This is a genomic window from Streptomyces sp. NPDC030245 (assembly GCF_055572995.1).
On sequence record NZ_JBVICF010000013.1, the window covers coordinates 136,267 to 161,850 of the forward strand.

The following is a 25,584-nucleotide window of genomic DNA, read 5'->3' on the forward strand; positions in this document are numbered from 1 at the left end:
CGATCCCCTCCACGGCCGGCCCGGCACTGTCTGGAAGGTAGCGTCAACACGTCTGCCGGTACTCGGTGTTCGGCAGATAGGTCCGCCATTCCGCACGCGTCAGTCCGCCGCGGGCTCGATCGCACACGCGGTCCGCACCGCGCTCCGCAGCGACGGAGACCCTGCGGACCGTGCCCTCGGCGGTCGTGACGCGCAACTCGTCGCCCGCGAAGCCGAGGGCGAGGACGGTGCCGTACGCCCCGGGGAACCGGGCACCGGCGAGGCGCGCGGTGTCCGTCTCCCACACCCGCACGGAGCCGTCGGCGCCGGCCGCCGCGACGTAGCGGCCGTCGGCGGAGAAGGCGACGGCCGGCGCGGGCTCGCCGCCTTCCGGCCCGTCCGCCGACAGTACGGCGAGGGGACGGGTCGCCCGGCCGTCCCACAGGGTGAGCCTGCCGTTGTCGTCGGAGACGGCGAGGAAGCGGCCGTCGGGGCTGAACGTTCCGGCCGTCAGCGCGTCCTCACCGCGCAGAGCGGGTCTCGTGCGCCCTGTCCCGAGGTCGACCACCCGGCCGTCCAAGGACAGCAGTTCACGGCCGCCGGGCGCGAGCTCCAGCGAACCGAGGAGCTCGCGGTGCAGCAGGCGCCTGCTGGTCCGCTCGCCGATCCGCCATGCATCGACCTTCGGCCTGTCGTTGTCCTGCGGTCCGGGCGGGGCTCCCGCGGTGACGGGCGGCCTGCCCGCGGGCAGCACCAGACTCTCCACCTTCGATGCCACGGTCGTCCGAGCCCTCACCTTGCCCAGCCGCACGTCCCATCGCCGGATCGTCGAGCCCTCCTCCGCGTCGACGCTGTACGCGAGAGTGCCGCTGTCCGGGGAGAACGCCAGGGCCGGGTCGCCGCAGTCCTCGCACCTTCGGCCGGGCAGCGTACGCAGCACCCTGCCGTCCCGCCCGTCGCGCAGCTGAATCTCCCCTTCCTTGCCACGGCGTTCCAGAGTGGCCAGGGTGCGTCCGTCCGGGCTGAAGCGAGCCGTGTCGAGGTGGACCGGCCGTGCTCCGCGCGGTCCTGACAGGACGTCCCGGACGTCGTACGTGCGGATCACCTTGGTGCTCGCCTGGAGACGGATCACTCCGGCTGCCTCGTCCAGGCGCACTCCCTGCGCCGTCAGCTCGCCCACCGGGTGCCGCAGCAGTGGAGTTTCCGGAGCGGCGGTGCGCCACAGGACCACCTCGCCCTTCCCCAGGGCGACCGCCGTGGCGCCGTCGGCGCTGAAGTCCACACTCGGTTCGTACGCACCGGGCAGCTTGAGCCTGGGCCGCTCCTCGCCGGTCCTGACGTCCCAGGTCCGTACACCACCGGCCACAGGAACGGCCAGCGCCCGTCCGTCCGGGGTGAAGGAAGCCTCCTGGGCCCGGCAGAAGTTCCGGTGGAGGGCGGGCGACCACCGCCTGGGAAGGTCCCGCCCCGTGCGCGTGTCGCGTACGACAAGAGGGCCGTCATCCCCTGAACAGGCCGCAAGGAAACGGTCGTCGTGGCTCATGACGGAGAAAGGCGAACTGCTCGTCGTTGCCGTCCTTCGGACCGTCGCCACGACCTTGTGCCGCCGCACATCCCACACCTGGACGTCGCCCCGGGCCTCGTCCTGGACGATGAACATCCGTCCGCTGGGCGCGAATCTTCCGTCCAGCCCTGTAAGCCCGTTCGTCCCCAGCGGTCGCCCCACGGGTCGTTTGTGCCGCAGGTCCCAGATCTGGAACCCGCGCCCGGTGGCCTGCGCGATCAGCCGCCCGTCCGCACTGACATCCGTGTCGTAGTCGGACTCGCCGAAAGGTCCCGGCCTGTCGTACGTACTGATCCGCCGTTGACCGCTCAACTCCCGGCGTGTCACCCGCCGCCCGGTGGACGTGGTCAGGACGCGGCCGTCCGCGCTGAGGAACCGCGCAGTCGAGGGCGAGACCGCGGCTCCGCCCACGAAGAACGCGTCCTGCTCCCGCTGTGCGGCGGCGCTGCGCACCGCCTCCCGGGTCTCGGGCAGGTCCGCGATCCGCCAGGCGGCCACGCTCAGCCGCATGGATGTGACCGGATCGGACGTACGCAGCGTCTCGGCGACGCCGGCGATCCGCCGCGCCCGGGCCTCGTCGCTCTGCCGCTGACCGTCCCTGTCCTGCTGCCAGGCGACCGCGCCCGCCACCGTCGCGAGACAGAGGAGCAGGGCGAGCGCCGAAAGGAGCACACGGGTGCGGCGCGCGGCACGGGTTTGCTCACGTATGCCCCGTTCGTGGGCAGCGATCCCCGCATCGAGGAACTCACTCTCACGCGCGGTCAGCTCGCCCGCGCCCCTGCTCCCTTCGAACGCCTCCCTCGCCTCCCTGAGCCTCGTTCCCCGGTACAGCGCCCCGGGGTCCCGGTCCAGTTCCTCCCAGGTGTGTGCTGCTCCGGTCAAAGCCCGACGCAGGCGCAGCCGCTCCCTGTCCTCCTCGATCCAGGCCCGCAGCCGGGGCCAGGCTCCGATCAGTGCCTCGTGCGCCAGATCGACCGTCGTACCGTCCACGGTCAGGAGGCGCGCCGCGACCAACCGCTCCAGGACGCCGTCGCAGGCGGGCGGCAATTCGGAGCGGTCGGCGGGGCGTCGAGTGTCCTGAGTGCCGTCGCCCGGCTCCACCATCCGCAGCAGCAGCGTGCGCGCCCGCGCCGCCTCCGTCTCGCTCAGGTGCCCGTAGAGGTCCTCCGCGGTGTGCGCGACAGCGCCGCGCACCCCTCCGATCGCCTCGTACGCCGCCTCTGTCAGCATCCTGCCGCTGCGGCGCCGCCACACTTCGCGCAGCGCGTGAGCCATCAGCGGCAGGCCGCCCGGCTCGTCCGCCACGTCGGCGACGATGCGTGCGGTCAGGGAGCGCTCCACCACGAGCCGTTCGGCCGCGGCCGGTTTGACGATGGCTTCGCGCAGGCGGTCCGGGGACATCGGGCCGACCAGCAGGTTGGCATCGCCCAACGCTTCGGCGAGCCGCCCGTGTTCGGCGCACCGGCCGTAGAAGTCGGCCCGAACCGCGAGGATCACGCGCAGCCGGGTGGTGGGGTCGCGCGCGGTGAGCAACCCGTCGAGAAAGGCGTTCCGTTCCGCCGGGTCGTGGCAGAGCGAGAAGACCTCCTCGAACTGGTCGACCACGAGCAGCGTGTCACCGTCGCCGTCCACCGGTGTGAAGAGGCGGTGGTGGGTCCGGGCAGGCCGCTCCCCCGGGGTCAGGAGGCGGATCGCGGCGGGGCGTGAAGAACCGGTCGACTGCCGCAACGCCGGGATCAGTCCGGCCCGCAATAAGGACGACTTGCCGCTGCCCGACGCGCCGATGACCGCCGCGACGTGCCGCCGGGCCGTGAGCGCCGTCAGCTCGTGCACGAGGTCGTCGCGGCCGAAGAAGCGTGCCCGGTCGTCGGTGCCGAACCGGGCGAGGCCGGGGTAGGGCGACTCGGAGTCGTCCTGGCCGCGCGCGGCATCCTCGGCCACCGTCTCGTACCAGTACCGCTCCCACTCCTCCGGGTCCCCCTCGCAGGCGGCGACGTAGGCGAGCAGCACGGGCAGCGTCGGCAGCCGCTGCCCGGCGGCCGCCGCGGAGAGAGTGGGTGCCGAGTAAGGGACGCGTCGCGCCATCGCGCGGTACGTCGGACCGCCCGCGTCCACACGGAGCTTGCGGAGTCCGTGCGCGAGGCGCTGCACGGGGCCCGCCGTGGGCTCCAACGGCTTCTCACGACGCCCCACTCCGCCCCCCTCTCAGCGCATGCCGACGCCCCCGATCGGCACCTCTCCCCCAACACCGCCCGGCGAAGATCCCGAGCCACGCTAGCAATTGATTGATGCGGGGGGACAGGGCTGCCCATCAATCCGTGCGCCGCTGAACTGGGCTTTCAGGCCCGGTCCTGGGCTCCTCAGGCCCCTTCCGCAGCTCACCCACGGGAGCACGTCATCGCCACCATCCGGTCCACCCTCTCGGACCACGCCAGGCGCTCCGCGCAGCGCGCCCCGTCCACCCCGCCGTCCCGCGCCCGCACACGGCGGGCGACCACCGCCCTGCCGGCGCTGCTCCTGTCGCTCGGCCTCGGCCTGTGGGGCATCCGTCGCGGCGGCGCCATGTGGCGGGACGAAGCGGTGACGTACGAGGTATCGCGGCGCGGTCTCTCCGATCTCTGGCACACGCTGGGCAACGCGGACGCCGTGCACGGTCTGTACTACCTCTTCATGCACGGCCTGTTCCGGCTCACGGGCGGCGCCGACCCCTTGCTCGTCATGCGGGTCCCCTCCGTCCTCGCCATGAGCGCCGCGGCCGCCGGTGTGGCGCTGCTGGGCAGGCGGCTCGCGGGGCCGCGTGCGGGACTGCTCGGCGGCCTCGCGTTCGCTGTGTTCCCGCTGATGCAGCGCTTCGCTCAGGAAGGCCGCTCATACGCCGCGGTCTGCGCGCTGGTCGTCTGGGCGACACACGCTCTGCTGGACGCCGTCACGGCCGAGAAGTGTCGTACGAGACGCTTGTGGTGCCGCTACGCGGTACTGATGCTGGTGGCCTGCGTGCTGCACGAGTTCGCGGTGTTCGCCCTCGCCGGGCACGCGCTGGCGCTTCCCCCTGCGGCACGCCGGAAGTGGGCCATGGCCGCGGGCGTGGTGGTCGTGGGACTCGCGCCGCTCGCCGTGCTGAGCCGGCGACAGCAAGCACAGGTGGCCTGGCTCTCGTTCGATCCTCGCCAGTACGCGGCGACGCTCGGCGTGTGCCTGTTCGGTGTGGGGTGTGCCGTGCTCCTCACAAGGCTGATGCCTCGCGGTCCGCAAGCATCGAACGGGCTCGTCCGGGTGGCGCTGCCCCTGCTGGTCGCCCCGACCGGTCTGCTGATGCTTCTCACACCCGTCAAGCCCCTCTTCGTGGACCGCTACGTCCTGTACGGCTGGGCCGGTCTCGCTCTGCTCCTCGGGGCTCTGCTGGACCGCATCCTGCGCGGCAGCCGCATGCACCGCGCGGTCGCCGCCGTGGCCGTGGGGGCCGCTCTCGCCTCGCTGATCCCGTCGGCAGTACACCTGCGGACCCCCGAGAGCCGCATCGACAACGCCACCGCCGCCGCGCACGCCATCCGGATCGCCGGTCGCCCGGGGGACGCGGTGGTGTACCTGCCCTCCCGCCGAAGGGCGTGGACTCTGCCGTCACCCCGTGCCGTCGAGGGACTGCGCGACCTGGCACAGGACCGCGGCCCGGCCGCCTCGCACACCCTGTACGGCACGGAGGTGCCCGCGCACGTCATCGAAGCCCGAATGAGCGCGGAGCCGAGGATCGTCCTGGTCACCGACCCATCGGGCAGGACCGCCGACACGATCGACCAGGAAACGGTGAAACACCGTGTCATTCGGGACCGCTTCAAAATGTGCCGGTCATGGCACACGCGCGGGGCGCGCGTCACTCTCTACGCGCGCCCCGGCCTCTGCTGATGCCTGCCGTTCCCCTATCCCCGGGTTTCGCCTCCCCGGGTTTCGTCCTTGACCGCCACATGCACCGTCTGCGCCGTCAGCAGGAACAGATCGGGGCGCCGGTGGAGGCTCTGTGGGTCGGCCGGGTCCAGGAGGCGGTCGAACATGGCCATGTCGTCCGGGCCGAGGCGTTCCGACTGCATTTCGCGGCGGCGGGTGAACTCCTGCACCACGTGGGCGCGGGCGTCGTCCGAGAGGGGGGCGGGCAGGTCGAGGAGGAAGCTGCGGGTGGCCTCGTAGCGCAGGCCGGCGGCGGTGAGGAGGGCCGGCCAGTCCTCCGTCGCGCCCTTCGAACCGTCGAGGCCCTCGCGCATTCCGGCGAACCACTCCTCGTCGGCCGCCTCCAGGCGGGAGAGGAGGCCGGGGCGGCCGAAGCCGATGTCGCGGGGCAGGTAGCGGGCGGTCAGGCCGCCTTCGAGGAGGGCGATGGCGCCGCCGGGCGCGAGGCGGCCGGCGAGTGCGGTGAGCGCGGCGCCCTGGTCGCCGACGTGGTGCAGGGACTTGCACAGCCACAGCAGGTCCGCCTCGGGCACGTCGTCGATGGCGTCAGGGAGCGCGGCACGCACCGTGTCGAAGCGGTCGGTGAGGCCTTCGTCGGCGGCGCGTTCGCGGGCCCGCGCGAGGAGCGCCTCCTCGGGGTCCGCCGCGACGATCCGCGCCTTGGGGAACGCCTCGGCCAGTACGAAGGAGACGGCGCCCGGGCCGCTGCCGACGTCGACGACGACGCCCGGGTCCGGGGCCCAGCGCGTGAGCCAGGACGCCACCTCGCCGTACATCGGCGCCGCGACGCGGGCGTAGCGCTCCAGCATGGCGCCCATGGCCGACCAGTCCATGTCGTCGTGGCTGTGGGTGTGGGTGTGGGTGTGGCCATGGTTGTGGCCGTGGCCTTGCCCGTGGCCCTCGCCGTGACCGTCGTGATGCCCCATCGTCTTGTGCCGCCTTCCGGTTCGCCGTCCGCGCGTGGGAGCGGGACTGTGTGGACGGGACCAGCCTGCTCCCGGTTTCCGGTTTTCGACGAGCGGTTTTGCCGCTATCGCAAAAACTCACCCCGAGTGCGCGTGCGCGAGTGCGGGTGCGGGCCCGGTCAGCGTCGTTTGCGGTACGCGCGGAGCGTGAAGCGCGGGTCCGGGCGTGGCACGTCCTGGTCCGGGAGCTCCGCGAGGCGGGCGGCGAGCCGCGCGGCCAGCGGTCCGTCGGGCGGGATGCTGGTGAACCAGCCGCGCCGCAGGTCGTCGACCGTGGAGCGGGGCGTGCGGCCCTGCCCGTGGCCGCGGAACCGCGCCCGCCCGGCCGGCGTGAGACCGTGCTCGGCGGCGTAGGCGTCGACGGCCTCGACCCGGTCGACCGCGAGCCGCACCGGGCGCGGCGCGAGCACGGCGTCGATGTCGCTGCGCACGTCGTGCGAGGCGGCCTTGTCCACGGTGGTGACGTAGATGCCGCCGGGCCGCAGCACCCGCGCGCACTCGGCGACGACCGACGACGTCTCCTCGGGCCCCGAGAGGAGATGCAGCAGCCATACGGTGGTGACGGCGTCGAACGACGCGTCGGGGAACGGGAGTCGGCGGCTGTCGCCGAGCACGATGGCGCCGGGGACGCGGTCCGCGGCCATCCGGGCCATGCGGTACGCGGCGTCCACCCCGGTCACCCGCAGCCCCGGCCGCTCGGCGAGGCGGCGGGTGACCAGGCCGGTGCCGCAGGCGACATCGAGGAGTGTGCCGGTGTCGGCCGGCATGAGGCCGAGGACCGCTTCGGCGGCGGCAGCGGCGCGGGGTTCGCCGCCGCGCGAGGCGTCGTACCGGTCGGCCTCCTTGCTGTAGTCCAGCATCGGCGGTCAGCCCGCCCCGTGCGCGGGCGCCAACTCCCGCACTCTGCGCGCGAGTTCGAAGTCGAGTTCGGTGAGCGCGCCGCCCGCGCTGTGCGTGTGCACGGTGAGCGTGACGGTGTTGTAGCCGAGGGTCAGGTCGGAGTGGTGGCCGAGCTCCTCCTGCGTCCGCGCGATGTGGACGACGAGTCCGGTCGCCGCGAAGTGCGAGCCGAGCCGGTAGGAGCGGGTGAGCCTGCCCGCCTCCAGGGACCAGCCGGGCAGCTCCGCGAGGCGGTCCTCGATCTCCTTCTGCGAGAGCGGTTCGGGCGGCATGGGCCACGCTCCTTCCGTGAAGCCTTCCGTGAAGTCGGTCTTCGCCTCACCCTGCCACAAATTGTTTCGATTACCTTCTACGTATGACAACCGCCGCGCCCGCCAAGGGGAGCACCAGAGGCAAGGCCAAGGGACAGACGGAGAACACGGGGAAGACCGTCGCGAGCGGCACCGGAGTGGGTCCGCTGCTGCGCGGCTGGCGCGAGCGGCGCCGGGTGAGCCAGCTGGAGCTGGCCCTGCGCGCCGACTCCTCCGCGCGGCACATCAGCTTCGTCGAGACGGGCAGGTCGCGCCCGAGCGAGGAGTTCCTGCTGCGCATCGCCGACCACCTCGACGTGCCGGTGCGGGAGCGCAACTCGCTGCTCCTGGCGGCCGGTTACGCTCCCCGGTTCCGGGAGACCTCGCTGGACGACCCCGCCATGGGCACGCTGCGCGAGGGCCTCGAACAGCTCCTGGCGGGCTACGAGCCCTATCCGGCGCTGGTGGTCGACGCGGCGTACGACGTCGTCGCGGCGAACCGCGGCATCTCGATGATGCTCGACGGCGTTCCCGGGCATCTGCTGGAGCCGCCCCTGAACGCGATGCGGCTGACGCTCCACCCGGAGGGCCTGGCGCCCCGGATCCGCAATCTGCGGGAGTGGCGGGGACACCTGCTGCACCAGATGGAGCGGCAGATCGCGTTGCAGCGTTCGGACGCGCTGCGGGCGGTCTACGAGGAGGTGGCGGCGTATCCGGTGGCGGATCCCGGCGTCGACGCCTTCGAGGCGGGGGCGGAGGTGCCGTACTTCGCGCTGCCCCTGCGGATCGAGCACGACGGGCACGTGCTGTCCTTCATCTCGTCGATCTCGACGTTCAACACGCCGATGGACGTGACGGTCGCCGAGCTGGCCATCGAGACGCTGCTCCCGGCCGACCCGGCGACGTCGAAGTACCTCCAGGCGCACATGTCCTAGACGTGCGTGGCCGTGGCCGTGGCCGTCAGGGCTTGAGCGCCCGCAGCGCCGCGTACTGAAGCGCCGCGAAGCCGCCGACGGTCGCGGCCTGGAGCGGGATCCAGACCGCTCCGGCCGTGCTGGGCGAGAGCCAGCCGACGAGGGCGACGACACTGGCCACCGCCCAGAGGGCGTTCGCCTCGACGACCGCCCGCACGGCGAGCTTGGGCGGGCTCTTGCGCCAGGCGAGGGAGCCGACGCCCGCGCCGAACAGGGTGAGGAAGACGCCGAGGCCGAGGAGCAGCCCGGAGTCGACGCCGAGGAAGTCGCCGAGGGGGCCCGAGGCGGCGGCGTACGCGATGCCGTTGCCGGCGGTCACGACCGCGTCCAGGCCGAGGAAGCGGCGCAGCATCGTGGTCGGGTCGGTGGTGCGGGCGAGCGCGGCGAGCGGGTACGTGGACGTGGCCATGGCGGATGCCTCCCAGCGGGGACGGTTTTCGGGTGCCGGGTCCGGTGCGGAGTGCGCAGTGCGCCGGACCCTTTCGGGCGCCGGATCCGGTGCGCAATGCGCACCGCCGGACCGTTTCGCGGTGCCGGACCCGGTCCGGAGTGCGCCGGACCGGATCCGGTGGCATCACTCTGTCGCGCCCGCGCCGACCGGTCGATTACGTCACGGGTAATGCCGCGCGGCCGCCCTGCGCCCCGTCACAAGTAATGCCGCGCGGCCGCCCTGCGCCCCGTCACGGGTAATGCCGCGCGGGCCGCCCGGCAACCCGTACGGCCGACGCCGACGGGTGCGCCGCCGGTCCCGCCCCTACGTTCGGGGGAGGCAGACCTAGGGAGCGCCACGGTGACAGAGACGACCGAGCCCGCCGCCGCCCTGCTGCGGGCGGGCAGGTTCTTCCGGCGCGGCACCGCCGCCCCCGACCTGCACAGCGTCCGGCTGACGGGCGGCCGGGACGCGGACGCCTTCTACCGGGACCGGTGGAGCCACGACAAGGTCGTGAACTCGACGCACGGCGTGAACTGCACCGGCTCCTGCCGCTGGAAGGTGTACGTCAAGGACGGCATCATCACCTGGGAGTCGCAGGCCACCGACTATCCGAGCGTCGGCCCCGACCGCCCCGAGTACGAACCGCGCGGCTGCCCGCGGGGCGCCGCGTTCTCCTGGTACACGTACTCCCCCACGCGCGTGCGCTACCCGTATGTGCGCGGTGTCCTCATCGACATGTACCGGGAGGCGAAGGCGCGCCTGAAGGACCCGGTGCTCGCGTGGGCGGACATCCAGGGCGACCCGGAGCGCCGCCGGACGTACCAACAGGCGCGCGGCAAGGGCGGGTTGGTGCGGGCGACCTGGGACGAGGCCGTCGAGATCATCGCGGCCGCGCACGTGCACACGATCAGGACGCACGGCCCCGACCGGGTCGCGGGCTTCTCCCCCATTCCCGCGATGTCGATGGTGTCGCACGCGGCCGGCGCCCGCTTCATGAGCCTCATCGGCGCGCCGATGCTCTCCTTCTACGACTGGTACGCGGACCTGCCGGTCGCCTCGCCGCAGGTCTTCGGCGACCAGACCGACGTGCCGGAGTCGGGTGACTGGTGGGACGCCGCGTATCTGATGATGTGGGGCTCCAATGTGCCGGTGACCAGGACGCCCGACGCCCACTGGATGGCGGAGGCGCGCTACCGGGGCCAGAAGGTCGTCGTGGTGGCGCCCGACTACGCCGACAACGCCAAGTTCGCCGACGAGTGGCTGCATCCGCATCCGGGCACCGACGGGGCGCTGGCGATCGCGATGGGGCACGTCGTCCTCAAGGAGTTCTTCGTCGACCGGCGGACGGAGTTCTTCACGGACTACGTCCGCCGGTTCACCGACCTGCCGTTCCTGGTGACGCTCACCGAGCGCGACGGCGCGTACGTGCCCTCGAAGTTCCTGCGCGCCACCGACCTCGGTGACGCGGGAGAGGGCGGCGACTGGAAGACGGCGGTGCTCGACGCGAAGACCGGCCGGCCGGCCGTGCCGAACGGCTCGCTGGGCTTCCGCTGGACCGACTCCGGCAAGGGCAGGTGGAATCTGGAGCTCGGCGACATCGAGCCGCTCCTGACCCTCCAGGGCTCGGCGGTCGCGGCGGGTATCGAGGTGCTGCTGCCCCGGTTCGACACCGAGGGCGGCACGCACGGGCAGGGCCGCGGCGAGGTCGTGCGGCGCGGGGTTCCCGCCACCCGGCTCGGCGGGCAGGACGGGCCGCTGGTCACCACGGTCTTCGATCTGCTGCTCGCGCAGTACGGCGTCGGGCGCGAGGGGCTGCCGGGCACGTGGCCCACGTCGTACGAGGACGCCTCCCAGCCCGGCACGCCCGCCTGGCAGGAGGTCCACACCTCCGTCCCCGCCGCCAAGTGCGTGCGGATCGCCCGCGAGTTCGCCGCGACGGCCGAGAAGTCGCACGGCCGCTGCATGATCCTCATGGGGGCGGGGACCAACCACTGGTTCCACTCCGAGACGATCTACCGCGCCTTCCTCGCGCTGCTCCAGCTCACCGGCTGCCAGGGCCGCAACGGCGGCGGCTGGGCGCACTACGTCGGGCAGGAGAAGTGCCGTCCGAACACCGGCTGGGCCACGCTCGCGAGCGCCAACGACTGGAGCAGGCCACCGCGGCAGATGATCGGCACCGCGTACTGGTTCCTCAACACCGACCAGTGGCGTTACGACAGGTTCGCGGCGGACGTGCTCGCCTCACCGCTGGGCGAGGGCCGCTTCGCGGGTCTGACGGGCGCCGACTGCCTGGCCCTTTCGGCGCGGACCGGCTGGATGCCCTCGTACCCGACGTTCGACCGCAACCCCCTGGACCTCGCCGCGACGACGGACGACCCGGTGGCCAACGTCGTCGACGAACTCAAGGCGGGCACCCTCAAGTTCGCCTGCGAAGACCCGGACGCCCCCGAGAACTGGCCGCGCGTCCTGACGCTGTGGCGCGCCAACCTCCTCGGCTCGTCCGCCAAGGGCGCCGAGTACTTCACGAAGCACCTGCTGGGCACGCACTCGTCGCTGCGGGCGGCGGAGGCGGACCCGCACGAGCGCCCGTCCACGGTCGCGTGGCGGGCCGAGGCGCCCGAGGGCAAGCTCGACCTGCTCGTCTCCCTGGACTTCCGCCAGACGTCGTCGACGCTGCTCTCCGACGTCGTACTGCCCGCCGCCACCTGGTACGAGAAGCACGACCTGTCGACCACGGACATGCACCCCTACGTGCACTCCTTCACCCCGGCCGTCGACCCGCCCTGGCAGGCCCGCACCGACTTCGACACGTTCCGCGCCATCGCCGACCGGCTCAGCGAGCTGGCCGTCGGCCACCTGGGTGTGCGCAAGGACGTCGTCGCCACCGCGCTCCAGCACGACACGCCGGGCGAGACCGCGCAGCCCGGCGGGGTCGTCCTGGACTGGCGCAAGGGCGAGTGCGAGCCGGTGCCGGGCAGGACGATGCCGAACCTGGCGGTCGTGGAGCGCGACTACACCGCGATCGGCGCGAAGTTCGCCGCGCTCGGCCCGCTCGTGGAGACGCTGGGGCTGCCGGTGAAGGGCATCACCTTCCACCCCGGTCAGGAGGTCGAGGAGCTGCGCGAGCGCAACGGCGTCGTGCGCGCCGGGCCCGCGGCCGGCCGCCCCGCCCTGGACACCGCGGTGAAGGCCGCCAACACCATCCTCGCGCTGTCCGGCACGACGAACGGACGCCTCGCCACCCAGGGCTTCCACACCCTGGAGGAACGCACCGGCCAGGAGATGGCGCACCTGGCCGCCGAGCACGAGGGCAAACGCATCACCTACGCCGACACGCAGGCCGCGCCCGTGCCGGTGATCACGTCGCCCGAGTGGAGCGGCAGCGAGGCGGGCGGGCGCAGATACACGGCGTTCACGCTCAACACGGAGCATCTGAAGCCCTGGCACACGCTCACCGGCCGCCAGCACTTCTTCATCGACCACGACTGGATGCACGAGCTGGGCGAGGCGCTGCCCGTCTACCGGCCGCCGCTGGACATGAACCGGCTCTTCGGCGAGCCGCGGCTCGGCTCGGACGGCGAACGCGAGGTGACGGTCCGTTACCTCACGCCGCACAACAAGTGGTCGATCCACTCCGAGTATCAGGACAACCTCTTCATGCTCTCCCTCTCGCGCGGCGGCCAGTGCGTCTGGATGGCGCCGCAGGACGCGGAGGCGATCGGCGTGCGGGACAACGACTGGATCGAAGCCGTCAACCGGAACGGCGTGGTGGTGGCGCGTGCGATCGTCTCGCACCGCATGCCGGCCGGCACGGTCTACATGCACCACGCCCAGGAACGCACCGTGAACGTCCCCAGGGCGGAGACCACCGGCAAGCGTGGCGGCATCCACAACTCCCTGACCCGTCTGATCCTCAAGCCCTCCCATCTCATCGGCGGCTACGCGCAGTTGTCGTGGGCGTTCAACTACCTCGGCCCGACGGGCAACCAGCGGGACGAGGTGACGGTCATCCGCCGTCGCAGCCAGGAGGTCGCGTACTGATGACCCGTGACGCAGGAACTATCGGACGCTGTATGGCGCAGATCGCGATGGTGATGAACCTCGACAAGTGCATCGGGTGTCACACCTGCTCGGTCACCTGCAAGCAGGCGTGGACCAACCGCGACGGCATGGAGTACGTCTGGTTCAACAACGTCGAGACCCGGCCCGGCCAGGGCTACCCGCGCCGCTACGAGGACCAGGAGAAGTGGCGCGGCGGCTGGGAGCTGAACAAGCGCGGCGCGCTGAAGCTGAAGAACGGCGGCCGGATCAAGTCGCTCCTGGAGATCTTCTCCAACCCGAAGCTTCCCGAGATCAAGGACTACTACGAGCCCTGGACGTACGAGTACCGGAACCTCACCGACGCCCCGCTCGGCGACGACTACCCGGTGGCCGAACCCCGCTCCCTGATCAGCGGCAAACCCATGAAGATCGAGTGGTCGTCGAACTGGGACGACAACCTCGGCGGCGCCACCGAGCACGGCGACCTCGACCCGATGGTCGCCAGGACCCGCCAACAGGTCGCGGACAAGGTGAAGTTCACCTTCGAGCAGACCTTCATGTTCTATCTGCCCCGCATCTGCGAGCACTGCCTCAACCCGTCCTGTGTGGCGTCCTGTCCGTCCGGCGCGATGTACAAGCGGTCGGAGGACGGCATCGTCCTCGTCGACCAGGACCACTGCCGGGGCTGGCGCAAGTGCGTGACCGGCTGCCCGTACAAGAAGGTCTACTTCAACCACCGCACCGGCAAGGCCGAGAAGTGCACGCTGTGCTATCCGCGCGTCGAGGTCGGGCTGCCGACCGTCTGCTCGGAGACGTGCGTGGGCCGGCTGCGCTATCTCGGCGTGATCCTGTACGACGCCGACAAGGTGACGGCCGCCGCGTCCGAGCCCGACGAACGCAAGTTGTACGAGGCCCAGTTGGGTGTCTTCCTCGACCCCGAGGACCCCGAGGTGCGGCGCGCGGCGGAGCGGGACGGGATCTCGTACGACTGGATCGAGGCGGCGCGCCGCTCCCCCGTGCACGCGCTGATCAGCACGTACAAGGTGGCGCTCCCGCTGCACCCGGAGTACCGCACCATGCCGATGGTCTGGTACATCCCGCCGCTCTCCCCGGTGGTCGACGCGCTGACGGAGACCGGCCACGACGGCGAGGACCTGGGCAATCTCTTCGGCGCCATCGACACGCTGCGCATCCCCCTCGAATACCTCGCGGAGATCTTCACCGCCGGGGACGTGGGGCCCGTGCGGGCCTCGCTGGAGAAGCTGGCCGCGATGCGGGCCCACATGCGGGCCATCAACCTCGGCGACCCGCCGGACGGTTCGACCGCGGCGGCGGTGGGGATGTCGGGCCAGGAGATCGAGGAGATGTACCGGCTGCTCGCGATCGCGAAGTACGAGGAGCGGTACGTCATCCCGACCGCGGCGGTCGCCGACGCGCGGCGCCTGGAGGAGTCCGCGCTGCCCGAGGGCTCGGACTCGTGCAGCCTCGACTTCGAGGGCGGTCCCGGGATGGGCGGCGACGGGCCGTTCGGCCAGGACTCCGGTCGCAGGCAGCTGCCGCTCGTCACCATCGAGAACTTCCACACGCTGCGGGCCAGGCAGACCACCGACGAGCAGCCGAGCGCGGTCGAGAAGGCCCACGCGCCCCAGGAGGACGAGACGTGACCCGGCACGCGGTGCTGTACCAGGCGGCGGCGCTCTGCCTGGCCTATCCGGACGACGAGTTCCGCGCGCGGCTGCCGCTGCTGCGGGAAGCCGCGCCCGCGGAGCTGCACGGCTTCCTGGAGTACGCCTCGGCCGCCTCGCCCCGCGAGCTCGCCGCGCACTACGTCCAGGTCTTCGACTTCAAGAACCGCCACAGCCTGTATCTGAGCTGGTGGCGGGAGGGCGACACCCGGCGGCGCGGCATGGCCCTGGTCCGCTTCAAGGAGGTCTACCGCGCGCACGGCCTGGAGTTCACCGGCGAGGAGCTGCCTGACTTCCTGCCCGCGGTCCTGGAGTTCTCGGCGCACGCGGGCCCGCTCCTCCTGAACGAGCACCGCGGCGGCCTGGAGCTGCTGCGGATCGCGCTCGCCGACCACGGCACCCCGTACGCGTCCGTCGTCGAGGCGGTGTGCGCGACGCTGCCGGGCCCCTCGCCGAAGGACCGTGCGGAGGCGCTGGCCCTCGCCCGCTCGGGGCCGCCGCGCGAGGACGTCGGCCTCCAGCCCTTCGCACTCGTCGGGGAGGCCCCTTCATGAAGACGCTGCTGTGGGGTGTGCTCCCCTACCTGGCCTTCGTCCTGCTCGTCGCGGGCACGGTCTGGCGCTACCGCTACGACAAGTTCGGCTGGACGACCCGCTCCTCCCAGGTCTACGAGTCCAAGCTCCTGAACATCGCCTCACCGATGTTCCACTACGGCATCCTCTTCGTGCTCGTGGGCCATCTGGTCGGGCTGTTCCTGCCGGAGTCGTGGACCGAGAAGGCGGGCGTGAGCGAACACACGTACCACCTGTTCTCGCTGTACGGCGGCACGGCGGCCGGTGTGCTCCTGGTCCTCGGCATCCTGCTGCTGCTGTACCGGCGGCGGACCAACACGCCGGTGTTCCGGGCCACGACCGCCAACGACAAGCTGATGTACCTGGTGCTGTTCGCGGCGATCGTGCTCGGCATGGTGGCGAAGCTGATGCACTCGTCCGGCGACGGCTACGACTACCGCACGTCCATCGCGCCGTGGGCGCGCAGCCTGTTCACGCTCCAGCCGGACATCGACCGGATGACGGGCGTGCCGCTGCTGTACGAGATCCACGCGGTGGTCGGGATGGTGCTGTTCGCGCTGGTGCCGTTCACCCGGCTCGTCCACATGTTCAGCGCCCCGCTCCAGTACCTCTTCCGTCCGTACGTGGTCTACCGCAGCCGGGACCCGAAGCGGCTGGGCGCGCGGCCGGAGCGGCGGGGCTGGGAGCGGACGGGGTCGTGACCCCCGTCCGCCCCCACAGCGCCTATCGGCCGCCGCCCTTGTCCCCGTCGCCCTTCTCTCCGGCGGGCTTGTCCTCCTCGTCCACGATCTCCGCGTCCACCACTCCCTCCTCGGCGGGGGCTTCCGCGGCCGTCTCCTGCTGGGCTCCCCCGCCGGAGTCCGCGTACATCGCCTGGCCCATCTTCTGGCTGACCGCGGCGAGCTTCTCCGCGCCGGCGCGCAGGGCCGCCGTGTCGTCCGCCCGGTTCTTCAACAGGCCCTTCAACTCGTCGGACACCGACTCCACTTCGGTCCTGGTGTCCGCCGGCACCCGCTCGCCGTTCTCGCGCAGGAACCGCTCCGTCTGGTAGACGAGCTGCTCCGCCTGGTTGCGGACCTCGGCCGCCTCACGGCGTTTGCGGTCCTCCTCCGCGTGCTCCTCGGCCTCCCGCACCATGCGGTTGATGTCGTCCTTGGGCAGCGCGGAACCGCCGGTCACCGTCATGCGCTGCTCGCGCCCGGTGGCCTGGTCCTTCGCCGAGACATGCATGATTCCGTTGGCGTCGATGTCGAAGGTGACCTCGATCTTCGGAACGCCGCGCGGCGCGGGCGGCAGGCCTGTCAGGTCGAAGACGCCGAGCTTCTTGTTGTACGCGGCGATCTCCCGCTCGCCCTGGAAGACCTGGATGCCGACCGAGGGCTGGTTGTCCTCGGCGGTGGAGAAGGTCTCCGAACGCCGGGTGGGAATCGTGGTGTTGCGCTCGATGAGCTTCGTCATGATGCCGCCCTTGGTCTCGATGCCGAGGGAGAGCGGTGTCACGTCGAGCAGGAGCACGTCCTTCACGTCGCCGCGGATGACTCCGGCCTGGAGCGCCGCGCCGAGCGCGACGACCTCGTCGGGGTTGACGCCCTTGTGCGGATCCTTGCCGGTGAGCTCCCTGACCAGGTCGGTCACCGCGGGCATCCGCGTGGAGCCGCCGACCAGGATGACGTGGTCCACGGCGGAGAGCTGGACGCCCGCGTCCCGCACCGCCTGGTGGAAGGGCTCCTTGCAGCGGTCCAGCAAGTCGGCCGTCAGCTCCTGGAACTGAGCGCGTGTCAGTTTTTCGGCCAGGTGCAGCGGGCCTTCCGCGGAGGCGGTGATGTAGGGCAGGTTGATGTCCGTCTCGCTCGACGAGGACAGCTCGATCTTCGCCTTCTCGGCGCCCTCACGCAGCCGCTGGAGCGCCATCTTGTCCTTGCCGAGGTCCACGCCGTGCCCGTTCTTGAACTGCCGCACCAGGTATTCGACGATCCGCTGGTCCCAGTCGTCGCCGCCGAGCTGCGTGTCGCCGTTGGTGGCCTTCACCTCGATGACGCCCTCGCCCATCTCCAGGAGCGAGACGTCGAAGGTGCCGCCGCCGAGGTCGAAGACGAGGACGGTCTGGTCGTCGCCCTTGTCGAGGCCGTAGGCGAGGGCCGCCGCGGTGGGTTCGTTGATGATGCGCAGGACGTTGAGCCCCGCGATCTCACCGGCCTCCTTGGTGGTCTGGCGCTGGGTGTCGTCGAAGTACGCGGGCACGGTGACCACCGCGTCGGTGACGTCCTCGCCGAGATAGGACTCGGCGTCGCGCTTCAGCTTTTGCAGGACGCGCGCGGAGAGCTCCTGCGCGGTGTAGCGGGTGCCGTCCACGGAGCCGCTCTCCGGGAAGCGCCAGCCGCCGTCGCCCATGTGGCGTTTGACGGAGCGCGCGGTGCGCTCCACGTTGGTGACCGCCTGCCGCTTGGCGACCTCACCCACCAGGACGTCGCCGTTCTTCGCGAAGGCGACGACGGAGGGTGTGGTGCGCGCGCCCTCCGCGTTGGCGACGACGGTGGGCTCACCGCCCTCCAGCACGGCCACCACTGAATTCGTCGTCCCGAGATCGATCCCGACCGCACGTGCCATGGTCCAGTCCCTTCCGCCGCGAGCTCACGTCCCCCGTTTCCCGGTCTACTCCGTTCTCCATCACAAAACTTGAGCGGGTCGATGTCAATGCCGCACGCGACAATGCCGCCACCCCGACAGGGGCGGCGGCACTGTCAACTGCGGCTTTCTCAGGCCAGCTTGGCCGAAAGCGTGATGGTCGTGCCCGTCAGGGCCTGGCTCACCGGGCAGCCGTCCTTGGCCTTCTCGGCGGCCTCGACGAAGGCGGCCTCGTCGATGCCGGGCACGACGCCCTCGACGGTGAGGTGGATGCCGGTGATGCCCGTGCCGGGCTGGAGGGTCACGTCGGCGGAGGTGGTGAGCCGGGTGGGCGGGTTGCCGGCACCGGTCAGGGTGTGCGACAGGGCCATGGAGAAGCAGCTGGAGTGCGCGGCGGCGATGAGCTCCTCCGGGCTGGTCTTGCCGTTCGCCTCCTCGGCGCGCGACGGCCAGGACACCGCCTGCTCCCCGATGCCGGAGGAGTCGAAGGTGACGGTGCCCGAGCCCTCCGCCAGAGAGCCTTCCCAGACGGTGTGCGCGGAGCGAGTGGTAGCCACGATGTGTTCCCTTCAGTGCGGATCCGTGATCGGATTTTCCGTTGCCACCATCCGATCACACTCCGGACGAAAACGGGGCGCGCGGTCGCCACGCACGGCGTGCGATGGCCGAAGCGGCCCGCTCAGGGCTTCCTCGCCACCGCCCCGTACATCGCGATCGCCCCGTCGTCGATGCCGTCCTGCAAGGGGCCGGGACGCCACTTGTGCACCTGGGTGACGCCCGGAGCCAGGAGGTCCAGGCCCTCGAACAGGGCGGTGGCGGCGGGGAGGTCGCGCAGCGCCATGGGCATGCCCTGCCGCTCGTACTCCTCGGCCACGCGGCCGACCTCCTCCGGCGCGAAGTCGGCGGTGCCGATCGTCATGGCGAGGAAGCTGCCCGACGGGAGCGGCTCCAGCAGGCGCCGCACGAGACGCCGGTCGTCCGGCGGCAGGATGAAGTGCAGTATGCCGATGACCATCAGGCCGACCGGCTCGTCCAGATCCACCAGGGCACGGAACTCGGGGCTGTCCAGGATGGCGTCCGGATCGTGCATGTCGGCGTCGACATAGGCGGTCGCCCCCTCCGGCGAGCTCTGGAGCAGGGCGCGGGCGTGGGCCAGGACGATCGGGTCGTTGTCGACGTAGACCACGCGGGACTCCGGTGCCACGCCCTGCACCACCTCGTGCAGGTTGGGGGCGGTGGGCAGGCCGGTGCCGATGTCGAGGAACTGCCGTACACCGTGCTCCTGGGCGAGGAACCGCCCGGCACGGTGCATGAACCGCCGGTTCTCCAGCATGTGCACGGGCAGCGCCGGCCAGTGCCTGCACATGGCGTCGCCCGCCTCGACGTCGACGAGGTAGTGATCCTTGCCGCCCAGGATGTAGTCGTACACCCGCGCCGAATGCGCCGTCGAGGTGTCGATCCGATCCTCTGCGCTGTGCATGGGCAACTCCGCTTCTCACCGGTGACATTGAACTGTGAACGGTATGCCCGGCCGGAAAGCGACCGACGCGATGTCGCCACGGCGGATACGAGCCGCCCGGCGCCCGGCCGGCACCGGGGAGATGTTCGAGCAGGGTGTGCAGGTACGCGTCGCCCGATACGAACACGTTGTGTGGGCCGCCGCGCCACAGGGGCTTCTGAGGTGCGGGAACAGGCACGTGGCGGGGGTCCTATGGCCGGAATGGCAACTGGGCAAGGCACGCCCGCGGTGACACTTTGAGGCCCCCTCGCGGACGACGGCGAGGAGATCCTCTCAGGGGGTAGGGCCATGCGCATCAACTACTCGGACCGCGGTCCGTCGCCACTCGAACCGGAGAAGCCCGGAGCGGCGGGTGACCGGGACTCGACCTTCGGCTGGTGGGGCGCCTTCAGCATCCAGAAGTTCGTCAACCAGTCGCCGCTGTACCACACGCACGCCGACGCCACCGGCTGGCTGGCGTACCTCCAGCAGTTCTACGACCGCAACTTCTGGTTCGCCGACGGCGGCGCGCAGGTGTGGGCGTACGAGGAGACGTACGACAACTGGCAGGACCGCTACGGCATGGACGCCGTCTGCGCCGTCTACCACTCCGGCCACGGCGGCATGGACGGCAACGGCGTGTTCTTCGCGCCGCTCGGCGCCGCCTGGGACGGGCGCAGCGACGCCGTCTCCAACCGGATGGCGCTCGGCAACGAGAAGGCCAACTACGTCTTCTGGTCGACCTGTGACTCGCTGAAGGTCACCGGCGGGCACTCGCCGATCCGCACCTGGGCCGGGCCCAACATCGGCTTCCGGATGATCTTCGGGTTCGAGACGGTCAGCATCGACAGCCCGGACTACGGCAAGAAGTTCTGGGAGAAGTGGCGGGCCGGACAGACCTTCTGCGACGCCTGGCTCAACGCCAGCTGGGACATCTACCACGGCCAGGCGCCGTCGGTGTGTGCGGTCGGCGCCACCCAGGCCGAGGCCACCAACCGCCTCAACACCGAGCGGAACTTCTTCCGCGAGCACGTGCCGGACAACTGGTACGCGTGGCGCTGGTACTACGCGCGCGAAGGCGTCCGGGAGGCGCTGACCCGGCTGCCCGGGCAGCAGCAGATCGTCCAGCTGGCGCCCCGCGACCCGAGCGCCGAGCTCGGCAGGCTGGGGCAGCTGGCCGACTTCCCGTCGGCGGCGCTCCAGGAGGTGCAGGTCGACGAGCTCGGCGTGCTCAACGCGACCTCCGGGGACCGCGTCGTCTCCACCGGTCCCGAGGGCGTCCGCTGGGTCAGGCTCGCCGAGCCCAACCACCGCAACACCCAGCAGCTGCCCACCGAGCGGGCGATCGAGGCGGCCCGCACGGTCGCCGAGCGGTACGCCGAGGGCGCCGAGCTGGTCGTCGACAGCGTGCACGACCTGATGCAGAACTCCGGGACGAAGGACGGCTCCGAGGTCGGGCGCCCGGTGACGCTGCAAACACACGTGACGTTCCGGCAGGTCTTCGACGGCGTGCCCGTCATCACGCCGGGGCGCGGCCTGATCCGCGTCGGGCTCGACAACGACGGCACCGCCGTCCAGGCCGAGATCGCCACCCGCCGGACCACCGGCAGCACGCGCGAGCCGAGCACCGAGATCTCACCGCCGTCGCCCAAGGGCGGCAAGGCCGCGGCGGCGCCGCTGGAGCGCGACCCGCGCAAGGCGCTCGACGCGGCGCAGCGCAAACTCCTCGCGCAGCTCGCCACGGTCACCGCCGACGACCCGGCACAGGCCGCGACGGCGGCCCGGGCGCCCCAGGTCAGCGACGTCCCCGGCACCTTCGAGGTCGGCTATGAGCTGGAGGGCAACGAGGCGTACCCCGCGGCCCGCAAGCTGATCGAGATCGGCTCGCCGGGCAGCATGTTCAAGACCCGCCGCTGGGTCGTCGCGCCGCTGGCGAGGTAACCCGCTCAGTCGCTCACGGTGGCGGCCCGCTGCTTGCGGGCCGCCATCCACGCGTAGACGAGCACACCGACGAAGAGGAACAGCACGCCCTGGTAGACGGCCGCGTAGCCGGAGCCTGCGACCAGCCACATGGCGAACGCGAACGCGACACCCGCGAGGACGCCGTCCCGCACCAGGCGGCCGCGGTGGACGCGCTCGCGCTGCCCGGAGACCAGGAAGTAGATCTGCGCGGCGGTGGCGAGGAGATAGGGCACGGTCGCCGTGAACGTGGTGATCAGGACGAGCGACTCGAAGACCCCGCCGGAGCCCGCCGTGTAGTTGTAGACGGTCAGCAGCGAGGCGAGGACGACGGTGACGAGGACGCCGACGGTCGGCACGCCGCGCCTCTTGTGCCCGAACGCGCTCGGGAAGAGCCCGTCCTTGGCGGCCGCGTACGGCGTCTGCGCGCTGAGCAGCGTCCAGCCGTTGAGGGCGCCGACCATCGAGACGAGCGCGGCGCAGGCGACCGCGGTGCCGCCCCAGGAGCCGCCGAACATCACGTCGACGGCGTCCGAGAACGGCGCGGTGGAGGAGACCAGCTTGTCGTGCGCGACCGTCCCGAAGACGGCGAGGGTGCCGAGCAGATAGACGAGGGCGGCGCCGAGGGTGCCGAGGATGGTGGCGCGCCCCACGTTGCGCCGCGGGTCACGGACCTCGCCGGCGCTCACGGCGGCCGACTCGACGCCCAGATAGGAGAAGAGCAGGATCGCGGCGGCCGCCGAGACGGCGCCCAGGGGGCTGTCGTCGCTCGCCTGGAACGCCCCGAGGTTGGCGCTGTCGAAGAAGAAGAGGCCGCCGACCGCGACGAGCAGCAGCGGCAGGAACTTCAGGACGGTGGCGACCAGCTGGACGGCCCCGACGTACCGCGTGCCCGCGAAGTTGGCGAGGGCGGGCAGGAGTTGCAGGACCAGCGCGGCCAGGCAGGCGCTCCACTTGTGGTCGTTGACGGGGACGAGGACGTCCAGGTACCCCACGGCGGCGACGGCGAGGGCCGCGTTGCTCACCCAGGTGGTGATCCAGTACGACCAGGCGGCCAGGAAGCCCGCGAAGTCGCCGAAGGCCGCGCGGGCGTAGACGTACGGGCCGCCGGTGCGCGGGTCGCGCCCGGCGAGCTTGCCGAAGACGAGGGCGAGGGCGATGGCCCCGGCGGTCAGCACGGCGAAGGCCACCAGGCTGATGGTGCCGAACGGGGCGACGGAGGCCGGGAGCAGGAAGATGCCGCCGCCGATGATGTTCCCCATCACGAGGCAGGTGGCGATCGGAAGGCCGAAGCGGCGGGCGTGCCTGCTCTGGTCCTGCGCCGGTTCTCCCTGGTCGGGGGCCGGATCCGACGGTGCAACGGTTCCGGTGTCGTGCATGGGGTGGTGCGCCTCTCGTCGTGCCCGGGGCCCGGGATCGCCGGGCGAAGGACATGGTCGGGCACCGCGGACGCCGATCCAAATCAGTGTGTTTTGTCCGGTGCGGCGTGGTCGGGCGCCGCAAAAGCTGTGTCGTCCGGGGTGTCGAACAAGGAATCGTTCACATCGACGGACACGGGTATCTGCGGCCCCTGGGCCTCCCCCAGCCAGCGCCGCAGCACGTGGTGGACCTGCTCGGCGCCGACGAGCCCGGCGCCGTCCTCGGCGTCCCGCAGCGGGTCGGAGAGGACGAGCGGCGACAGCAGGAAGGGCCGGGACTGCGCCCCGCCGAGCCCGCCGTGCGAGCCGATCTGCTCCTCGAAGGCGAGCACCTCGCCCTCCTCCGGGTCGTACCAGGAGTTGACCATGATGTCGGCGGTGTGCGGAAAGCCGTCGGTGCGCCGTACGGCCTCCGCGGCGCCGGGGCCGAAGTCGGCGAGCGGCCCGAGCTCGGCGGGCTCCTCGTCCAGATACACCTCGGCGCCCCGCGCCCCCAGCACGACCGGGCCCCGCTCCGCGCTGCGTACGAGCAGGAAGCCGATGCCCGGGTGGTTGGCGAGGGTCGGCAGCAGCGCCGGATGGCGGCGGTCGATCTCCTCGCGGGTCATGCGGTGGCGCACGTCGGGGAACGAGACGAGCCCGAGGTTGCCGGAGGCCAGCACGATCGGCTCGGCGCGGCGGAGCGGACGGCGCTCCTCGGCGCCCTCCTCGACGGGCCGGCGCAGCGCGGCCCGCACGGCCGCTCGGGCCTCGGCGCCGCTGTGCGTGCGCTGCGCCCTGCGCGGCACGGGCAGCCCGCAGCCGGCCCGGACCAAGTCGGCGAGGGTGAGGCCGTAGCGGGCGCGGAACGTCTCGCCGGGGCTCTGCCCGTGGTCGGAGAGGACCACGATCCGGTAGGCGCGCGGCGCGTGCTCGGCGACCTGGTCGAGCAGCGCGAGCGACCGGTCGAGCCGCCGCAGGACCTTCTCGGCGTCCCTGCCCGAGGGACCGGAGTGGTGCGCCACTTCGTCGTACGCGACGAGGTCGGCGTAGACCGCGCTGCGCCCGGCGAGCATGTCCCCGATGACGGCGGCGACCACGACGTCGCGCTCGACGACGGTCGCGAAGGCGCGGATGAACGGGTAGAGGCCGCCGCGGCCGACCCGCGGGCGGGTCCGCCTGCACCGGGCGCGGGTGGACTCACCGAGCTCGCGGAAGACCTCGGCGACGAAGGAGAGGGCGGTGCGGACGGCGTTGGCGGGGTCGGAGAAGTACGCGAAGTACCCGGCCCGCGACCGGTTCTCCTTGCCCCTGCGGGCCGCCACGGACAGGACGAGGGCGAGCTGCTCGGCGCCGCCGCTGAACAGGTTGCCGCGGCTCGCGCCGTCGACGGTGAGGAGTCCGCCGTCCCCGGTGCGCGCGACGGCCCGCCGCTGAAGTTCGACGGCGGAGGCGGGCCGGTTGCTCACCATGACCTCGCCGGTGTCCTTCTCGTACCACCGGAACGCGGGCACGTCGTGGTTGGAGCCGTGCAGGATGCCGAGCTGGCTGGCGCCGGTCTGGCTGGACCAGTCGGTGCGCCAGGGCGTGAGCCGGTGCGTGGGGCTCCCCGTGCCGCCGAGCCAGCGGGCGACGGTCGGCATGAGCCCCTTGGCGACGGCGGCGGTGAGGACGTCGTGGCCGACGCCGTCGAGCTGGATGAAGACGGTGCCGGGTCCCGCGGGCCCCGGGCTGCCGTCCGGGCCGCGCCTGCGCCGCCGGTCCGCGAGCCGGTAGAGCCTGCGCCGGTAGGCGTCGTCGTCCCGCACGGCGAGGGCGCCGCCGGTGGCCGACGCGACGGCGGACATCACCGCGGCGACGACGACGGCGGTCTCCGCGCCCGCCTCGCCGCGACCCTCGGGGATGAGGCTCAGGGCGAGCAGCAGCAGCGAGCCGTTGAGGAAGAAGGCGAGCAGCCCGAGCACGAGGGCGGGCACGAGCAGCAGGGCGCGCACCAGCAGGGGCCACACCAGCGCGGAGAGCAGACCGAAGGCGCCGGCGCCGAGGGCCGCGGTGACCGCGATGCGGGTGGCGCTGTCGTCGTCACCGGCCTGGAGCCTGAAGTCCGGCAGGATGCCGGCGAGCACGAGCATCGTCAGCGTGCTGACGGCCCACACGGCGACCACACGCCACAGAGCGCTGCCGAACCGCCGCCATCGCCCTTGCCCCACGCCCAGCCCTTTCAGCGACCCCGGATTTCGGCCACCAGCGTGTCACAACCTGCCGGTGGGGGGCGGGGAAGGCCGCCGGGAGGGGGCACGTGGTGGTCAGCGGCCGTCGTAGCCCGCCGTCGGCATGGACAGCCTGCGGTGCACGCTCGCCTTCATCTGGGAGTCGTACGCCGGCTCGGCGAGGCCCGCCGTCTCGATGCGCACGCCCCGCCGCCCGCACTCCGCGGTGAACTCGTCCGCGGATCTCAGCGCCCGCTCCAGGACCCTGCGGCTCGGCACGACGAAGAGGTCGACGAGGCCGGCCTCGATGTCGCCCCACAGCATGGCGTGGTCGGCGCGCAGTCCTCGTACGACGAGTTCCCTGGTGATCACGTATCCGCGTGCGGCGGCCCAGCGGGCGCACATCGCGTGCTGGCTGCGGGAGTCGACCAGGAAGGGGTCGGCCTCCAGCTCCTCCAGGGGCGTCAGGCTGGCGATCGCCGCGACGCGCACGGCGCCGGTGCCCACGGCATCTCCCACGGCGTCCCCCTGACCTTCCCGACCTTCGGTACCG

18 protein-coding genes are annotated in these 25,584 nt (G+C 71.9%); 7 read left to right on the forward strand and 11 right to left on the reverse strand.

The genetic code is table 11. From position 1 onward, the window contains the following. Positions 1-43: 43 nt before the first annotated feature. Entirely contained in the window at positions 44-3,736 is a 3,693-nt protein-coding gene (locus tag ACZ4Z4_RS30935) for an nSTAND1 domain-containing NTPase (protein ID WP_468334560.1), read from the reverse strand. A gap of 387 nt (positions 3,737-4,123) precedes the next feature. Here ACZ4Z4_RS30935 and ACZ4Z4_RS30940 point away from each other — a divergent pair, with 387 nt between their 5' ends. Next, positions 4,124-5,443: a glycosyltransferase family 39 protein gene (locus ACZ4Z4_RS30940; protein ID WP_468334563.1), complete on the forward strand. Its 1,320-nt coding sequence runs from the start codon at positions 4,124-4,126 to the stop codon at positions 5,441-5,443. A 14-nt stretch (positions 5,444-5,457) separates the two neighbouring features. On the opposite strand, the gene ACZ4Z4_RS30945 is transcribed toward ACZ4Z4_RS30940, so the two are convergent. The 3 genes from ACZ4Z4_RS30945 to ACZ4Z4_RS30955 all read right to left on the reverse strand — a co-directional run bounded on the left by ACZ4Z4_RS30945 (position 5,458) and on the right by ACZ4Z4_RS30955 (position 7,619). After that, positions 5,458-6,408 (reverse strand): class I SAM-dependent methyltransferase, encoded by a 951-nt coding sequence (locus tag ACZ4Z4_RS30945; protein ID WP_468334566.1) that lies wholly within the window; start codon positions 6,406-6,408, stop codon positions 5,458-5,460. A 158-nt stretch (positions 6,409-6,566) separates the two neighbouring features. Continuing rightward, positions 6,567-7,307 carry a class I SAM-dependent methyltransferase gene (locus tag ACZ4Z4_RS30950; protein WP_468334569.1) on the reverse strand — a complete coding sequence of 247 codons (741 nt, stop codon included), beginning with the start codon at positions 7,305-7,307 and terminating at the stop codon, positions 6,567-6,569. 6 nt (positions 7,308-7,313) lie between these two features. Continuing rightward, a complete protein-coding gene (locus tag ACZ4Z4_RS30955; RefSeq protein ID WP_468334572.1) occupies positions 7,314-7,619 on the reverse strand; it encodes a 4a-hydroxytetrahydrobiopterin dehydratase in 306 nt (101 codons plus the stop codon). A gap of 83 nt (positions 7,620-7,702) precedes the next feature. Between ACZ4Z4_RS30955 and ACZ4Z4_RS30960 the strand changes: the two genes are divergently transcribed. Further along, a complete protein-coding gene (locus ACZ4Z4_RS30960) occupies positions 7,703-8,572 on the forward strand; it encodes a helix-turn-helix domain-containing protein (protein WP_468334575.1) in 870 nt (289 codons plus the stop codon). A 25-nt stretch (positions 8,573-8,597) separates the two neighbouring features. Here the strand turns inward: ACZ4Z4_RS30960 and ACZ4Z4_RS30965 are convergent, their stop codons facing one another. Next, positions 8,598-9,020, reverse strand: a complete 423-nt coding sequence (locus ACZ4Z4_RS30965) for a hypothetical protein (RefSeq protein WP_468334578.1) — start codon at positions 9,018-9,020, stop codon at positions 8,598-8,600. Positions 9,021-9,401: 381 nt separating this feature from the next. Between ACZ4Z4_RS30965 and ACZ4Z4_RS30970 the strand changes: the two genes are divergently transcribed. Genes ACZ4Z4_RS30970 through narI form a run of 4 tightly spaced genes read left to right on the forward strand, consistent with a single transcriptional unit; the run spans position 9,402 to position 16,043 of the window. Continuing rightward, the gene (locus ACZ4Z4_RS30970) at positions 9,402-13,085 is read left to right on the forward strand and encodes a nitrate reductase subunit alpha (protein ID WP_468334581.1); all 3,684 of its coding nucleotides are present in this window, start codon (positions 9,402-9,404) and stop codon (positions 13,083-13,085) included. 32 nt (positions 13,086-13,117) lie between these two features. Then, a complete protein-coding gene (gene narH / locus ACZ4Z4_RS30975) occupies positions 13,118-14,749 on the forward strand; it encodes a nitrate reductase subunit beta (protein WP_468334584.1) in 1,632 nt (543 codons plus the stop codon). Next, positions 14,746-15,324: a nitrate reductase molybdenum cofactor assembly chaperone gene (gene narJ / locus ACZ4Z4_RS30980; RefSeq protein WP_468334587.1), complete on the forward strand. Its 579-nt coding sequence runs from the start codon at positions 14,746-14,748 to the stop codon at positions 15,322-15,324. The genes narH and narJ overlap by 4 nt, the downstream gene beginning before the upstream one ends. Next, entirely contained in the window at positions 15,321-16,043 is a 723-nt protein-coding gene (gene narI, locus ACZ4Z4_RS30985) for a respiratory nitrate reductase subunit gamma (protein ID WP_468334590.1), read from the forward strand. The genes narJ and narI overlap by 4 nt, the downstream gene beginning before the upstream one ends. Before the next feature lie 22 nt (positions 16,044-16,065). On the opposite strand, the gene dnaK is transcribed toward narI, so the two are convergent. From dnaK to ACZ4Z4_RS31000, 3 genes are all read right to left on the reverse strand, one after another. Then, positions 16,066-17,949 (reverse strand): molecular chaperone DnaK, encoded by a 1,884-nt coding sequence (dnaK, locus tag ACZ4Z4_RS30990; RefSeq protein ID WP_468334593.1) that lies wholly within the window; start codon positions 17,947-17,949, stop codon positions 16,066-16,068. Positions 17,950-18,098: 149 nt separating this feature from the next. Beyond that, positions 18,099-18,524, reverse strand: coding sequence for an OsmC family protein (locus ACZ4Z4_RS30995; RefSeq protein ID WP_362992930.1), 426 nt, complete (start codon positions 18,522-18,524; stop codon positions 18,099-18,101). A 122-nt stretch (positions 18,525-18,646) separates the two neighbouring features. Next, positions 18,647-19,447, reverse strand: a complete 801-nt coding sequence (locus ACZ4Z4_RS31000) for an SAM-dependent methyltransferase (RefSeq protein WP_468334596.1) — start codon at positions 19,445-19,447, stop codon at positions 18,647-18,649. Between the two features lie 327 nt (positions 19,448-19,774). Between ACZ4Z4_RS31000 and ACZ4Z4_RS31005 the strand changes: the two genes are divergently transcribed. Then, a complete protein-coding gene (locus ACZ4Z4_RS31005; RefSeq protein WP_468334599.1) occupies positions 19,775-21,406 on the forward strand; it encodes a DUF6345 domain-containing protein in 1,632 nt (543 codons plus the stop codon). A 5-nt stretch (positions 21,407-21,411) separates the two neighbouring features. On the opposite strand, the gene ACZ4Z4_RS31010 is transcribed toward ACZ4Z4_RS31005, so the two are convergent. The 3 genes from ACZ4Z4_RS31010 to ACZ4Z4_RS31020 all read right to left on the reverse strand — a co-directional run bounded on the left by ACZ4Z4_RS31010 (position 21,412) and on the right by ACZ4Z4_RS31020 (position 25,550). Beyond that, positions 21,412-22,803, reverse strand: a complete 1,392-nt coding sequence (locus ACZ4Z4_RS31010) for an amino acid permease (RefSeq protein WP_468334602.1) — start codon at positions 22,801-22,803, stop codon at positions 21,412-21,414. Between the two features lie 83 nt (positions 22,804-22,886). After that, positions 22,887-25,031: a phage holin family protein gene (locus ACZ4Z4_RS31015; RefSeq protein ID WP_468334605.1), complete on the reverse strand. Its 2,145-nt coding sequence runs from the start codon at positions 25,029-25,031 to the stop codon at positions 22,887-22,889. 96 nt (positions 25,032-25,127) lie between these two features. Next, the gene (locus ACZ4Z4_RS31020) at positions 25,128-25,550 is read right to left on the reverse strand and encodes a hypothetical protein (protein WP_468334608.1); all 423 of its coding nucleotides are present in this window, start codon (positions 25,548-25,550) and stop codon (positions 25,128-25,130) included. Between the last annotated feature and the right edge of the window lie 34 nt (positions 25,551-25,584).

Excerpts from the sequence above, each read along its gene's own strand:
- ACZ4Z4_RS31010 (WP_468334602.1), bottom strand. The coding sequence starts at position 22,803 with ATGCACGACACCGGAACCGTTGCACCGTCGGATCCGGCCCCCGACCAG.
- dnaK (WP_468334593.1), bottom strand. The coding sequence starts at position 17,949 with ATGGCACGTGCGGTCGGGATCGATCTCGGGACGACGAATTCAGTGGTG.
- narI (WP_468334590.1), top strand. The coding sequence starts at position 15,321 with ATGAAGACGCTGCTGTGGGGTGTGCTCCCCTACCTGGCCTTCGTCCTG.
- ACZ4Z4_RS30955 (WP_468334572.1), bottom strand. The coding sequence starts at position 7,619 with ATGCCGCCCGAACCGCTCTCGCAGAAGGAGATCGAGGACCGCCTCGCG.
- ACZ4Z4_RS31005 (WP_468334599.1), top strand. The coding sequence starts at position 19,775 with ATGCGCATCAACTACTCGGACCGCGGTCCGTCGCCACTCGAACCGGAG.
- ACZ4Z4_RS30960 (WP_468334575.1), top strand. The coding sequence starts at position 7,703 with ATGACAACCGCCGCGCCCGCCAAGGGGAGCACCAGAGGCAAGGCCAAG.
- ACZ4Z4_RS30945 (WP_468334566.1), bottom strand. The coding sequence starts at position 6,408 with ATGGGGCATCACGACGGTCACGGCGAGGGCCACGGGCAAGGCCACGGC.
- ACZ4Z4_RS30950 (WP_468334569.1), bottom strand. The coding sequence starts at position 7,307 with ATGCTGGACTACAGCAAGGAGGCCGACCGGTACGACGCCTCGCGCGGC.
- narH (WP_468334584.1), top strand. The coding sequence starts at position 13,118 with ATGGCGCAGATCGCGATGGTGATGAACCTCGACAAGTGCATCGGGTGT.
- ACZ4Z4_RS30965 (WP_468334578.1), bottom strand. The coding sequence starts at position 9,020 with ATGGCCACGTCCACGTACCCGCTCGCCGCGCTCGCCCGCACCACCGAC.
- ACZ4Z4_RS31000 (WP_468334596.1), bottom strand. The coding sequence starts at position 19,447 with ATGCACAGCGCAGAGGATCGGATCGACACCTCGACGGCGCATTCGGCG.